Source organism: Streptomyces abikoensis (genome assembly GCF_014648775.1).
Lineage (GTDB): Bacteria > Actinomycetota > Actinomycetes > Streptomycetales > Streptomycetaceae > Streptomyces > Streptomyces abikoensis.
Map to the genome: position 1 here is coordinate 24416 of NZ_BMRT01000010.1, position 14969 is coordinate 39384.

Annotated in this window: 4 protein-coding genes and 1 pseudogene; 4 read left to right on the forward strand and 1 reads right to left on the reverse strand. The window is 74.4% G+C overall.

All coding sequences use genetic code 11. The annotated features are described in order from the left end of the window. Positions 1-110: 110 nt before the first annotated feature. The 3 genes and pseudogenes from IE096_RS26400 to IE096_RS26410 all read left to right on the forward strand — a co-directional run. A pseudogene (locus tag IE096_RS26400) lies at positions 111-5615 on the forward strand (SDR family NAD(P)-dependent oxidoreductase); the annotation flags it as partial. Between the two features lie 69 nt (positions 5616-5684). Further along, positions 5685-12122 (forward strand): type I polyketide synthase, encoded by a 6438-nt coding sequence (locus IE096_RS26405; protein WP_373298210.1) that lies wholly within the window; start codon positions 5685-5687, stop codon positions 12120-12122. A gap of 84 nt (positions 12123-12206) precedes the next feature. After that, positions 12207-12974, forward strand: coding sequence for a glucose 1-dehydrogenase (locus tag IE096_RS26410; protein ID WP_189455870.1), 768 nt, complete (start codon positions 12207-12209; stop codon positions 12972-12974). Here the strand turns inward: IE096_RS26410 and IE096_RS31900 are convergent. Further along, complete coding sequence (locus IE096_RS31900; protein WP_268248353.1) at positions 12964-13983, reverse strand: ScbA/BarX family gamma-butyrolactone biosynthesis protein; 1020 nt, start codon at positions 13981-13983, stop codon at positions 12964-12966. The genes IE096_RS26410 and IE096_RS31900 overlap by 11 nt on opposite strands. 118 nt (positions 13984-14101) lie before the next feature. On the opposite strand from IE096_RS31900, the gene IE096_RS26420 reads away from it, so the two are divergent. Beyond that, complete coding sequence (locus tag IE096_RS26420) at positions 14102-14776, forward strand: ScbR family autoregulator-binding transcription factor (RefSeq protein ID WP_189455872.1); 675 nt, start codon at positions 14102-14104, stop codon at positions 14774-14776. Positions 14777-14969 lie beyond the last annotated feature (193 nt).

The window sequence follows — 14969 nt, forward strand, 5'->3', positions numbered from 1 at the left end:
CGGCCCGCACCCCACCCGGCCATCACCAGTAGTCGCCGCACCAGTAGTTGCCGCACCAGTAGTTGACGAACGCACTCACCAGGAGCTGAACAGACGTGGCTGACGAGGTAAAACTCCGCGAATACCTCAAGCGGGCCATCGCCGACGCCCGGGACGCCCGCAAGCGCCTGCGCGAAGTGGAGAGCAAGGACCAGGAGCCCATCGCCATCGTGGGCATGGCCTGCCGCTACCCGGGCGGGGTCACCTCGCCCGAGGACCTGTGGAAGCTGGTCGAGGACGGCGTGGACGCCGTCTCCGAGTTCCCCGGCAACCGCGGCTGGGACGTGGACGCCCTCTACGACCCGGACCCCGAGCAGGTCGGCAAGTCCTACTCCCGCGAAGGCGGCTTCCTCCACGACGCCGACCTCTTCGACCCGGCGTTCTTCGGGATGTCGCCGCGCGAGGCCCTCGCCGCCGACCCCCAGCAGCGGCTGCTGCTGGAGACCGCGTGGGAGACCTTCGAGCGGGCCGGCATCGACCCGGCCACCCTCAAGGGCAGCCGCACCGGCGTGTTCACCGGCGTGATGTACAACGACTACGGCTCCCGGCCGAACCTGCCCCCGGAGGGCTTCGAGGGCTACCTGTTCAGCGGCAGCGCGGGCTCCATCGCCTCCGGGCGGCTCGCCTACAGCTACGGGCTGGAAGGCCCGGCCGTGACCGTGGACACCGCCTGCTCGTCCTCCCTGGTGACCCTCCACCTGGCGGCGGGCGCGCTGCGGCGCGGCGAGTGCGACCTGGCGCTCGCCGGCGGCGCGACCGTGATGTCCACGCCGGTGGCGTTCATCGAGTTCTCCCGGCTGCGCGGCCTGGCCGCCGACGGCCGCTGCAAGTCCTTCGCGGCGTCCGCCGACGGCACCGGCTGGGCCGAGGGCGTGGGCCTGCTGCTCGTCGAGCGGCTCTCCGACGCCCGGAAGAACGGCCACCACGTGCTGGCCGTGCTGCGCGGCTCGGCCGTCAACCAGGACGGCGCCTCCAACGGCCTGACCGCCCCCAACGGCCCCGCCCAGGAGCGTGTCATCCGCCAGGCCCTGGCCAGCGCGGGCCTGAAGCCGTCGGACATCGACGTCGTCGAGGCGCACGGCACCGGCACAACGCTGGGCGACCCCATCGAGGCGCAGGCGCTGCTGGCCACCTACGGCCAGGACCGGCCCGAGGACCGGCCGCTGTACCTCGGTTCGCTGAAGTCCAACATCGGCCACGCGCAGGCGGCGGCCGGTGTCGGCGGTGTCATCAAGATGGTGCAGGCCATCGGGCACGGGATGATCCCCCGCACCCTCCACCTCGGCGAGCGGTCCCCGCACGTCGACTGGGAGGCGGGCGCGATCGAGCTCCTCACCGAGGAGCGCGAGTGGCCCGAGACGGACCGGCCGCGCCGCGCCGCCGTCTCCTCGTTCGGCTTCGGCGGCACCAACGCGCACGTCATCATCGAGCAGGCGACGGCCGGGCAGGCCGCCGAGGACGGCGAGCAGGACGAGGGCGCGGCCCCGGCCGCCGCCGCTCCCGAGGCGCCCGTCGTGACGACCGAACTGCCCGCCGTGCCCTGGCCGGTGTCCGGTCACACGCCCGACGCGCTGCGCGCGCAGGCCCGCCGCCTCCTGGACCGCGTCGAGGCCAACCCCGACGCGTCGCCCACGGACATCGGCTTCTCGCTGGCCACGGGCCGCTCCGCGCTGGAGCACCGCGCGGTGGTCACCGGCACCGGCCGCGCCGAGCTCCTCGCGGGCCTGCGCTCGCTGGCCGAGGGCGAGCCCGGCGCGGGCGTCGTCTCCGGTGTGCGCGGCGGCGGCCGGACGGGCTTCCTCTTCACCGGCCAGGGCGCCCAGCGCGCCGGCATGGGCCAGGAGCTGTACGCGGCGTACCCGGTCTTCGCCGCGGCCTTCGACGCGGTGGCCGCCGAACTGGACCCGCTGCTGGGCAGGTCCGTCCGTGAGGTGATCGCCTCCGGCGCCGCCCTGGACGACACCGGCTGGACCCAGCCCGCCCTGTTCGCCGTCGAGGTCGCCCTCCACCGGCTCGTCGAGTCCTGGGGCGTACGGCCCGACTTCCTCGCGGGCCACTCCATCGGCGAGCTCACGGCCGCCCATGTGGCCGGGGTGCTGTCGCTGGCGGACGCGGCGAAGCTCGTCGCGGCACGGGCGAAGCTGATGCAGGCGCTGCCCGGCGGCGGCGCGATGATCGCCGTGCAGGCCGCCGAGGAGGAGGTGCTGCCGCTGCTCGCGGGCCACGAGGACCGGCTCGCGATCGCGGCCGTCAACGGCCCGGACGCCGTGGTGGTCTCCGGCGACGCGGACGCGGCCGAGGAGGTCGCGGCCCGGCTGAAGGAGCGGGGCCGCAAGACCAAGCGGCTCACCGTCAGCCACGCCTTCCACTCCCCCCACATGGACGGGATGCTGGAGGAGTTCCGGGCGGTCGCGGCGGGCCTGACCTACCGCGCGCCGGAGATCCTCGTCGTCTCCACCCTCACCGGCCGGGTCGCCACCGGCGACGACCTGCGCACCCCGGACTACTGGGTGCGGCAGGTGCGCGGCGCCGTCCGCTTCGTGGACGCCGTGCGCACCCTGGAGGCCGAGGGCGTCACCACGCTGCTGGAGCTGGGCCCCGACCCGGTGCTGACGGCCATGGCCGCCACCGCCGTCACCGAGGCCGTCGCCGCCGTGCCCGCGCTGCGCGCGGGCCGCCCGGAGGCGCTCACCGCCGTGGCCGCGCTCGGTCAGCTCCACGCGCGGGGCGCGGCCGTGGAGTGGGCCGCCGTGTTCGCCGGCACCGGCGCGCGCCGGGTGGACCTGCCCACGTACGCCTTCCAGCACCAGCGGTTCTGGCTGGAGCAGCTGCCCACCGCCACCGACCCGTTCGGCGTGGCCGCGGGCACCGACGGCAAGCAGCACCCGGTGCTCGGCTCGCCGATCACCGTGGCCGGCGCCAACCAGCTGCTGTTCGCCAGCCGGCTGTCGCTGAAGACCCACCCCTGGCTCGCCGACCACGTGGTGCTCGGCTCGCCGGTGCTGCCGGCCTCCGCGCTCGTCGAACTGGCCATCCACGCCGGTGACATGATCGGCTACCCGGTCATCGACGAGCTCAACCTGATGGTGCCGCTGGTGCTGCCCGAGGACGGCACCCTCCAGCTCCAGGTGCGCGCGGGCACCCACGACGACTCCGAGCGCCGCTGCCTGTGCCTGTACTCGCGGCCGGACTCCTCCGACGGGCCCTGGACCATGCACGTCGAGGGCTACTACCTGCCCGAGACCGCCGAGCCCGCCGCGCGGCCGGAGGGCGAGGGCAGGACCATCGAGTTCCAGCTCCCGGAGGAGCTCCACGAGGAGGCGGGCCGCTACGGCCTCCACCCCGTGCTGCTGAACGCGGCCGTCCCGGTCCGCGCCGCCGACCCGGTGGGCGGCACCATCCCGGTGCCCGCCGACTGGTACGGCGTCCGGCTGCACGCCACGGGCGCCACGGCCGTCAAGGCGACGGTGACCGAGCTCGACGCGAACAGCGTCGCCATGGAGCTGACCGACATGGCGGGCGAGCTCGTCGCCTCCGTCGAGTCGATCGTCTTCCGCGACGTGCCCAACGGCCAGTTCACCCCGCACGTCGACAGCACCGGCCGCGACTCCCTGCTGCGCGTCGACTGGGTCCCGGCCCAGCTCGCCCCGGCGGAGGAGGCCCCCCTGTGGGGCGCCCTCGGCGACACGTCCGAGGACCTGGACGCCCAGCGCTTCCTGGACCCGTCCCAGGTGGCCACGGCGATCACCTCCGGCACCCCGGTGGACGCGGTCCTGGCACCCGCCGCCTCCCTCTCGGCGCCCGGGGGGCGCAACGGAGCGGGTTCGGGGAATTCCCTCCCGCCGCAGCCGGCCTCGGCCGAGACGGCGCGGCCCGGCGGTGCCGAACTGCCCGCAGCGGTCCACACCGAGACGGCCCGCACCCTCGAACTCCTCCAGCGCTGGCTGGCCGACGACCGCCTGACGGCCACCCCCCTGGTCGTCCTGACCCAGGGCGGCGTCGCCGTCGCCAACGGCGACGACGTCACCGACCTCACCGCGGCCGCCCTGTGGGGCCTCGTCCGCACCGCCCAGTCCGAGGCCCCCGACCGCGTCGCGGTCGTCGACACCGACGGCAGCCACACCCCCGAGCTGCTGGCCGCGCTCGTCGCCTCCGGCGAGCCGCAGGCCGCCGTGCGCGGCGGCAAGGTGCTCCTGCCGAGGCTGCAGCGCCTCCTCGCGCCGGAGTACAAGCCGAAGCGCCCGGAGTGGAAGCCCGACGGCACCGTGCTGATCACCGGCACCGGCGCCCTGGGCGCGGTGTTCGCCCGCCACCTGGTGGCCGAGCACGGCATCTCGCGGGTGCTGCTCGCCAGCCGCGGCGGGGCGGCGACCGAGGGGCTGACCGAGGTCGTCACCGACCTCCAGTCGCTGGGCGCCGAGGTCACCGTCGCCGCCTGCGACGTCGCCGACCGCGAGGCCCTCGCGAAGCTCCTCGCGGCCATCCCGGCCGAGCACCCGCTGACCGGCGTCGTCCACACCGCGGGCGTCCTCGACAACGGTCTGCTGCCCACCCTCACCCCCGAGCGGCTCTCGGCCGTCCTCCGCCCCAAGGTGGACGCGGCCTGGCACCTCCACGAGCTCACCAAGGAGCTGGACCTGGCGGCGTTCGTGCTGTTCTCCTCGGCCGTCGGCGTCCTCGGCGGCCCGGGCCAGGCCAACTACGCGGCCGCCAACACCTTCCTCGACGCCCTCGCCGAGCACCGCCGGGCCAACGGGCTGCCCGGCACGTCGCTGGCCTGGGGCCTGTGGTCGGTGCCCGGCGGCATCAACAAGGACCTGGACGAGGCCGACCTCAACCGGTTCGCCCGCGACGGCTTCCGGCCCATCGCCCGCCCCGAGGGCCACTCGCTGTTCGACCGGGCGCTCGCCCACGACAGCGCGGCCCTCGTCGGCACCCCCGTCGGCGCCACGGCCGTACGCGCCCAGGAGCGCATCCCCGCGCTGCTGCGCGCCCTGGTGAGCCCCGCCGCGCCCCGGCGCACCGCCCAGTCGCAGAGCGAGCGGACCGAGTCGCTGGCCGAGCGGCTGGCGGAGCTCACCGCGCCGGAGCGGGAGGCGACCGTGCTGGACCTGGTGCGCACCGCCGTCGCGGCCGTGCTGGGCCACGCGGACGCCGACGGCATCGAACCCGAACGGGCCTTCTCGGACCTGGGCTTCGACTCGCTGACGGCCGTGGAGCTGCGCAACCGGCTCACCGTGGCCGCCGGCACCCGGCTGCCCGCCACGCTCGTCTTCGACCACCCCACCTCCGCCGCGCTCACCGCGTTCCTGCTCCGCCAGCTCGTGCCGGACGGCGCCGAGGCGCCCCACCCGGTGCTGGCGGGCCTGGACAAGCTGGAGGCGCTGCTGCCCGGTCTGGGCGCCGACGACCCGGCCCGCGCCTCCGTCTCCGTACGCCTCCAGACGCTGCTCGCCAAGCTCAACGAGTCCACGGCGGCGGTCGCGGAGGAGGACGTCACCGACCAGTTGGAGTCGGCCTCGGCCGAGGACATCTTCAGCTTCATCGACAACGAGCTCGGCCGCTCCTCCGGCTGAGGTGCTCACCGACTTCCGTATCTCCAGGAGAGATCCAGCATGACCAATCAACCCTCCAACGAAGAGAAGCTGGTCGAGTACCTCAAATGGGTGACGGCCGACCTGAAGAAGGCGCGGGCGCGCCTGGCCGAGCTGGAGGCGGGCACCCAGGAGCCCGTCGCCATCGTCGGCATGGCCTGCCGGTTCCCCGGCGGGGTGCGCTCGCCCGAGGACCTGTGGCGGATGGTCGAGGGCGGCGTGGACGGCATCTCGCCGTTCCCCGCCGACCGCGGCTGGGACCTGGAGCGGCTCTACGACCCGGACCCGGCCACCCCCGGCACCTCCTACACCCGTGAGGGCGGCTTCCTCGACGGCGCCGCCGAGTTCGACGCGGGCTTCTTCGGGATCTCCCCGCGCGAGGCGCAGGCGATGGACCCCCAGCAGCGGGTGCTGCTGGAGACCGCGTGGGAGACCTTCGAGCAGGCCGGCATCGACCCGGCCGGGCTGCGCGGCAGCCAGGTCGGCGTCTTCGCGGGCGTCATCGAGCAGAGCTACCTCGGGCTCGACGGGCCCGAGGAGTTCGAGGGCTACCTGCTGACCAGCAAGCTCAACTCCGTGGCCTCCGGCCGGATCGCCTACACCTTCGGCTTCGAGGGCCCGGCGCTGTCCGTGGACACGGCCTGCTCGTCCTCGCTGGTCGCCCTGCACCTGGCCGTCCAGTCGGTGCGGCAGGGCGAGTCGACGCTGGCGCTGGCCGGCGGCTCGACGATCACGGCGACCCCGGGCGGCTTCGTCGACTTCTCCCGGCAGAGCGGCCTCGCCCCCGACGGCCGCATCAAGTCCTTCTCGGCGTCCGCCGACGGCACCTCCTGGTCGGAGGGCGTGGGCCTGGTGCTGGTCGAGAAGCTGTCGGACGCGCGGAAGAACGGGCACAAGGTCCTCGCGGTGATCCGCGGTTCCGCCGTCAACCAGGACGGCGCGTCCAACGGCCTGACCGCGCCCAACGGCCCCTCCCAGGAGCGGGTGATCCGCCAGGCGCTCGCCAACGCCCGGCTGACCACGGCCGACGTCGACGTGGTCGAGGCGCACGGCACCGGCACCCGGCTCGGCGACCCCATCGAGGCACAGGCGCTGCTGGCCACCTACGGCCAGGACCGCCCCGAGGGTCGCCCGCTCTACCTGGGTTCGCTGAAGTCCAACATCGGCCACACCGTGGCCGCGGCGGGCGTCGGCGGCGTCATCAAGATGATCCAGGCGATGGAGCACGGGACGCTGCCCCGGACCCTCCACGTCGACGCTCCCACGCCCATGGTCGACTGGGAGTCCGGCGCCGTCGAGCTGCTCACCGAGGCGCGGCCGTGGCCGGAGGCCGACCGGCCGCGCCGGGCCGCCGTCTCCGCCTTCGGCGTCAGCGGCACCAACGCCCACCTGATCCTGGAGCAGGCCCCCGTCGAGGAGCCCGTCGCGCCGCCCGCCGAGCCGGTCGTCCCGCCCGTCCTGCCGTGGCTGCTGTCCGCGAAGAGCGCCGAGGCGCTGCGCGAGCAGGCCCGCCGGCTGCTGGCCGCCTCGTCCTCGAAGTCGCCGCTCGACGTGGCGTACTCGCTGGCCACCACGCGCTCCGCGCTGGAGCAGCGGGCCGTCGTCACCGGCGCCGACGCGGACGAACTGCGGGCGGGCCTCGCCGCCCTGGCGGAGGGCGAGCAGAGCCCGAACGTCGTGCTGGGCGCGCGCGGCAAGGGCAAGACCGGTGTGCTCTTCACCGGCCAGGGCGCCCAGCACCCCGGCATGGGCCAGGAGCTGTACGCGGCGTACCCGGTCTTCGCGGCGGCCTTCGACGCGGTGGCCGCCGTCCTCGACCCGCTGCTGGAGCGGCCGGTCCGCGAGGTGATCGCGAGCGGCGAGGGCCTGGACGACACCGGGTACACCCAGCCCGCCCTGTTCGCCGTCGAGGTCGCCCTCTACCGGCTCGCCGAGTCCTGGGGCCTGCGGCCCGACTACCTCGCCGGGCACTCCATCGGCGAGATCGCCGCCGCGCACGTCGCGGGCGTGCTGTCGCTGGAGGACGCCGCGAAGCTGGTCGCCGCGCGCGGCCGGCTGATGCAGGAACTGCCCGCCGGCGGCGCGATGATCGCCGTCCAGGCGACGGAGGAGGAGGTGCTGCCGCTCCTCGCGGGCCGCGAGGACGAGGTGAGCGTCGCCGCCGTCAACGGGCCCGCCGCCGTCGTCATCGCCGGTGACGCGGACGCGGCCGAGGAGATCGCGGCCCGGCTGAAGGAGCAGGGCCGCAAGACCAAGCGGCTCACCGTCAGCCACGCCTTCCACTCCCCGCACATGCAGCCCATGCTGCCGCTGTTCCGCAAGGTCGCCGAGGGCCTCACCTACCACCCGCCCACGATCCCGGTCGTCTCCGGCCTCACGGGCACCCTCGCCACCGCCGAGGAACTGACCTCGCCCGACTACTGGGTGCGCCACGTCCGCGAGGCCGTGCGGTTCGCCGACGCCGTTCGCGCCCTCGCCGCCCACGGCGTGACCACGTTCGTGGAGGCCGGTCCCGGCGGCGTGCTCACCGCGCTCGTCCAGGACACGGTCGAGCCCGGCGCGGCGGTGGCGCTGCTGCGCCGCGGCCGCCCCGAGCCCGCCGCCCTCGTCGAGGGCCTCGGCCGGCTCCACAACCACGGGGTGGCCGTGGACTGGCGGGCGTTCTTCGAGGGCACCGGCGCGCGCCGGGTGGACCTGCCCACGTACGCCTTCCAGCACCAGCGCTTCTGGGTGGAGTCGGCGGCCCGTGCCGCCGACGCCGCCGGGCTCGGCCTGTCCGTCGCCGGGCACCCGCTGCTGGGCGCGGCACTGCCCGTCGCGGGCGCCGACGAGGCCCTGTTCGCCGGCCGGATCTCGCTGCGCACCCACTGCTGGCTCGGCGAGCACCGCGTGCTGGGCACGGCCGTCGTGCCGCCGGCCGCCCTGGCCGAACTGGCGATCCGCGCCGGCGACGAGCTGGGCGCGAGCGTCCTCGCGGACCTCACGCTGGACGCCCCGCTGGCCGTGCCGGACAAGGGCGAGGTCCAGCTCCAGGCCCACGTCGGCCCCGCCGACGCGGAGGGCCGCCGGACGGTCACCGTCCACGCCCGCCCCGACGGCCTGGACGTGCCGTGGACCCGCCACGCCCACGGCACGCTGAGCGCCGCCGGATCCGTTGCCGAGCCCTTCGAGCTCACCTCCTGGCCGCCCCAGGGCGCGGAGGAGCTCGCGCCCGAGGCGGCGTACGAGCGGCTGGCCGCCGCCGGGCTGACGTACGGCCCGGCGTTCCGGGGCCTCGTCGCCGCCTGGCGCGCGGGTGACGACGTCTACGCGGAGGTCCGGCTGCCCGAGGGCACCGACCTCGACGGCTTCGCCCTCCACCCGGCGCTCCTGGACGCGGCCCTCCACGCGGCCGCCCCCGCCGGCACCCTCGCCGACCGCTGGCAGGGCGTCCGGCTTTACGCCACGGGCGCCACCGCCGTGCGCGTCCGCGTCTCCCCCGCCGCCGACGGCGCCCTGTCGCTCCGGCTCGCGGACCTGTCCGGCCGGCCCGTCGCCTCCGTCGAGGCGCTGCGCACCGGCCCGGTCACGGCCGCCGCCGTCACCGGCGCCCTGGCCCGCCCGCACGACGCGCTGTTCCGCATGGACTGGACGCCGGTCGCCCTCCCCGCGCGGGACGCCGCCCCGGCGTACGCGGTCCTGGACCCCGACGGGTTCGCCGACGTGGCAGCCGTCGCGGCGGCGGTCGCGGCCGGTACGCGCTACGACACCGTGCTGCTGCCCCTGACCGCCGAGCCCACGGACGACCTCCCGGCGAGCGTCCACGCCACGGCGCTGCGCGTGCTGGGCCTGGTCCAGGAGTGGCTGGCCGAGGAGCGGCTGGCGGAGACGCCGCTGACGGTCGTCACGTCGGGCGCGATGGCGACGACGCAGGGCGAGGACGTCACCGACCTGGCAGCCGCCACGGTCTGGGGCCTCCTCCGCTCGGCCCAGTCCGAACACGCAGGCCGCTTCGTCCTGCTGGACGCGGACGCGGTGGACACGGACCACGCGCTCCTGGCCTCCGCCGCCACGACGGGCGAGCCCCAACTGGCCCTGCGGGCCGGCGAACTGCGGGTGCCGCGCCTGGCAAGAACGCCGGTTGTGGGCAATCGTCCCGCTGGGCGGGACGGGTGGGCACAACCCGACCACCGGGCCGCAGGCGCACTCGACTCCGACGGCACCGTCCTGATCACCGGCGGTACGGGCAGCCTCGGCGCCCTGTTCGCCAAGCACCTCGTGGCGACTCACGGCGTACGCCACCTGCTGCTGAGCAGCCGCCGAGGAGCGGCGAGCCCCGGCGTCGAGGAACTCACCGCCGAACTGAAGGCACTCGGCGCCGAAGCCGTGACCGTCGCCGCCTGCGACGTCACCGACCGCGACGCGGTCGCGTCGCTCCTGGCCGGCATCCCGGCCGAACACCCGCTGACCGCCGTCATCCACACCGCCGGCGTCCTCGACGACGGCCTGATCACCTCCCTCACCCCCGAACGCCTCGCCGCCGTCCTCCGCCCCAAGGTCGACGCGGCCTGGCACCTCCACGAGCTGACGAAGGAGAAGAACCTGGCCGCCTTCGTCCTCTTCTCCTCCATCGCCGGCATCGTCGGCGGCCCCGGCCAGTCCAACTACGCGGCCGCGAACGTCTTCCTGGACGCCCTCGCCGAGCACCGCAGGGCGAACGGCCTGCCCGCCACGTCCCTGGCCTGGGGTCTGTGGGAGCAGGAGGCCGGCATGAGCGGCCACCTGGACGACACCGACCTCAAGCGGATCGCCCGCAGCGGCTTCCGTCCGGTCACCGCCGTCCAGGGCACCGCGCTGCTGGACGTGGCCCTGGAGCTCGGGGACGCGGCCCTGGTCGCCACCCCGCTCGACCTCACCCCGCTGCGCGCCCAGCCGGCCCAGGCGCCCACGGTGCTCAGCGCCCTGGTGCGCACCCCGGCGCGGCGCGTCGCCCGCAACTCCGACGCGGTGGACGGCTCGCTGGCCGAGCGGCTGGCCGGGCTGGACGCGGACGGGCGGCGGCAGGCCGTGCTGGAGCTGGTCGTCGCCGAGATCGCCGGGGTGCTCGGGCACTCCGGGGGCACCGGCATCGACACCGCGCAGCCCTTCCCCTCCCTCGGCTTCGACTCGCTGACCTCGGTCGAGCTGCGCAACCGGCTGGGCGCCGCCACCGGCGTCAAGCTGCCGGCGACGGTGGTCTTCGACCACCCCACGCCGGAGGGCCTGGCAGCCTTCCTACTGACCGAGGCACTGGCCGCGGGCGCGGACGGCGAAGGCGACACCGCGGCCGCCGGGACCGTGGACTTCGCCGCGGAGATCGTCCTCGCCGAGGACGTCCGCCCGGCGGACGAGGTCGTGCGCGTCGTGGCCGACCCGAAGGAGATCCTGCTCACCGGCGCCACCGGCTTCCTCGGGGCGTTCCTGCTGCGCGACCTGATGCGGACCACCACGGGCCGGATCCACTGCCTGGTGCGCGGCACGGACGAGGCCACCGCCCTGGCGCGGCTGCGCGCCAACATGGAGTACTACCGGGTCTGGGACGAGGTCGACCCCGCGCGGCTGGCGATCGTCCTCGGCGACCTCGCCGAGCCGGGCCTGGGCCTCGCGCCGGAGACCTTCGACGCCCTCGCCCGCGAGGTCGACGTGGTCTACCACAACGGCGCCCGCGTCCACTGGCTCCACCCGTACACCTCGCTCAAGGCGTCGAACGTCCTGGGCACGGAGGAGGTCCTGCGGCTGGCCGCGCGGCACCGCACGGTGCCCGTCCACTACGTGTCGACCGTCGGCGTCTTCGACGGCGTGCGCGAGGAGGGCGTCCCGCTGAAGGTCACCGACCCGACCGGCCCCGCCGAGGCGCTGCCGAGCGGCTACCTCCAGAGCAAGTGGGTGGCGGAGCAGCTCATCGGCGTGGCGCGCGAGCGCGGTCTGCCGGTGTCGGTCTACCGCGTCGACGTGATCTCCGGCGACCAGGAGAACGGGGCCTGCCAGACGGCGGACTTCGTCTGGCTCAGCCTCAAGGGCCTGCTCCAGGCCGGTTCGGTGCCCACGACCAGCGGCGGCCGCTTCCACCTGCTGCCGGTGGACTACGTGAGCGCCGCGATCCTGGGCATCTCCCGGCAGGAGAAGAGCGCGGGCGGCACGTTCCACCTGTTCAACCAGAGCTCGCTCTCCCTGGGCACCTGCGTCGCCTACCTGCGCGACCTGGGCTACCCGCTGGGCGAGCGCGGCTGGGACGAGTGGAGCGAGTCCGTCCGTACGGACCGGGACAACGCGCTGTACCCGCTGCTCCACGCCTTCGAGATGATGACGTCGGACACCGACGCCTTCTACCCGCCGATCGGCACGGAGGAGACGGAGGCCGCGCTGGAGGGCAGCGGCATCGTCTGCCCCGAGCTGACGCGGGAGCTCTTCGAGAAGTACGTCGGTTTCTTCGTCGAGGAGGGCCACTTCCCGCCGGTGCCGGTGGGCTGACCGGGCCCGGGCGCCGGACGGGCCGAGAGCCCGTCCGGCGCCCGGGGGCCGGGAGAAATCCCATGGGCTGGCAAACTCGCCCCTATGACCAGCCAGTCTCTCCTTCCCCACAAGGTGACCCTCGTCACCGGCGCCAGCAGTGGCATAGGCGCCGCCGCCGCCCGCGTCTTCGCCCGTGAGGGCGCCCGCGTCGTCCTCGCGGCCCGCCGCGAGGACCGTCTCGCCGCCCTCGCCGCGGAGCTCACGGCGCTGGGCGCCGAGGCCTCCTACGTCGTCACGGACGTCACCCGCCCCGACGACGCCCGCCGCGCGGTCGAGTTCGCCGTCGAGCGGTACGGCCGGCTGGACGCCGCCTTCAACAACGCCGGCATCGGCGGGGACCGCACCCCCATGCACCTGATGGGCGACGACGTCTACGACACGATCATGGACATCAACGTCCGCGGCGTCTGGAACTGCCTGCGCCACGAGATCTCCGCCATGCTGGAGACCGGCGGCGGCACGATCGTCAACAACAGCAGCGTCGCCGGGCTCGTCGCCATCCCGGCCGCCGCTCCCTACGTCGCCGCCAAGCACGCGGTGATCGGGCTCACCCGGGCCGCCGCCGACGAGTACGCCAAGCAGGGCATCCGGGTCAACGCCGTGGCCCCGGGCACCACGCGCAGCGAGATCACGGCCGACTGGTTCGACCGCAACCCGGGCCTGGAGCAGATGGTGAACGGCATGACCCCGCAGGGCCGCACCGCGGCCCCGGAGGAGATCGCCGAGGCGGCCGCCTGGCTGCTCAGCGACCGCTCGCCGTTCCTGACCGGCGTGGTGATGCCGGTGGACGGCGGCTTCGTCAATCAGTGACGGCGCCGGCCCCCGCCCCGTACCGCAGCCCTATGCGGAAGGCGGCCTCGCCCTCCTGCGCCCCGGTGACCTCGTAGGCCTCCGCCGCCACCCGCTCCGTCTCCAGGAAGCAGGGCGCGTCGAACTCGACGTACCGGCTGTAGGCCATCGTCACCTCGACCGTTCCCGTCGGGAGGTCACCGGCCGAGGCGGCCGTCCGGGCGGCGCGGGCCGCCTGGCACGCGGCGGTGAAGAGGGCCAGCCCGGGCACGTGGTCGACGGGGTGGTCGAACATCTCCTTGTTGGCGGGGTCGTTGCGCAGCCGCCAGCGGTCCGGGCCGTCGCCGGCGGCCAGGACGACCTCGCCGGGCCGGGCGCGCCCGACGGACGAGGGTGCCAGCGGCGGGGGTATCTCCCACTCGCCCCAGCGCGGCGAGAGGTGGGCGCCGCGCAGCCGGCGGTAGACGCCGGGGGAAATCCAGGTGGCGAGCGACCGGGCGCGGATGATCGTCCGGGTACCCGCGCGGACCGTGAAATCCATGGCCTCGCAACCATGGCCCCGGCCGTCGCGGCCATTCTCGGGCGAACACCGGAGATCGACGCTGAGAAGCAGCGGAGCATTTCCTTCCGCCGTTGCCACGGGGGCAATGCTGAAGTCAAGCTTCCGCAAGAGCGACTGATGGTCGAGCGGAACACCGAACTCGGCGTGCGAAATAGCCAGTCCGCACTGCCGGAGGGTATGCGCGGCCAGTTCCGGATCGGGCCTCTCACCGGTCGCCGACGCGGGCCACTCCACCGTGAGCGTGAATTCGGTGGCGCTGCGGCGCACCCAGTCCACCACGAGGACGGCCGCCGCGTCGTGGAGGTGCACCAGTTCCTTGGCGATTCTCTTGCCCGGCGGCCCGGCGGCACGTCCGGGCGCCGGTCCGCCGGGAGACCGGGGGGACGGTACGGTTGCCGCCTCCGAAGCCCCGGCCGATTTCGGAATTCCGGGCTCCAGCGTGCAGGATTGCTGCACCGTTGCGGACATGATCCCCCCTGGGTCGCCGATGCGTGGGATTGAGCCTGGGCGGGCACTCGCCGCTGAGGATACCTACCCATTGGTACAAATCAACCCTGGGGTAGCCGAACAGAAGGAGGGGGTTTCCGTGGCACAGCAGGAGCGCGCGAAGCGGACCCGTCAAGTGATTCTGGAAGCCGCCGGAATCGTCTTCGACGAGTGCGGCTATGAAGCGGCCACCATTTCCCAGATCCTGGCCCGGGCCGATGTGACCCGGGGCGCCCTCTACTTCCATTTCAGCTCCAAGGAAGACCTGGCGCGCGGTGTCCTGGACATGGCGGTCACCACGGAAGGCGTTCTTCCGCAGCAGTTCAAACTCCAGGAGCTCGCCGACACCTCGCTGCTGCTCGCCCACCGCATGCCGCGCGAGCCGCTGCTGCGGGCCGCCCTGCGGCTGTCGGTGGACCAGCGGGCGCGCCGGATGTTCGGCACCAAGTGGCCGGAGTGGATCACGGTCGGCGCCGGGCTGCTGGCCGAGGCCAAGGCCCGGGGCGAGCTGCTCGCGCACGTCGACCCGTACGAGACCTCCCGCTTCCTCGTCGGCGCCTGGACCGGCGTCCAGCTGGTGGCCGAGGCCGTGCCGCAGGACGACAGCCTCGTCCACGAGGTCTCGCTGATGTACCAGATGCTGCTGCCGAACATCGCCGTTCCGGCCGTCCTGGCACGCCTGGACGTCGCGCCGGACCGCCCGCTGCGGCTGTCCGAGGCGGCAGCGGCGACCCGTCCCGGAACGGGTGGCGACGCCGGCACCACCGGGAACTGAGCGGCGCGGCCAAGGACGGGGACCGGACCGGCTCGCCAGGGGGGCGGCCGAACGGACCCCGACCATTGGCCAAACCTTCACCCGGCGAAACCGTTCGTATGGTTTATTTACAGTAGTCAGCCCGAGGAGTGACAGGTCCCGGTCTGGGGGGATATCTGCCTGCTCGTACCAGGCCCGTTACGCATAACCAACA

Coding starts and splice junctions, on each gene's coding strand:
- IE096_RS31900 (WP_268248353.1), bottom strand. CDS start 13,983: ATGTCCGCAACGGTGCAGCAATCCTGCACGCTGGAGCCCGGAATTCCG.
- IE096_RS26410 (WP_189455870.1), top strand. CDS start 12,207: ATGACCAGCCAGTCTCTCCTTCCCCACAAGGTGACCCTCGTCACCGGC.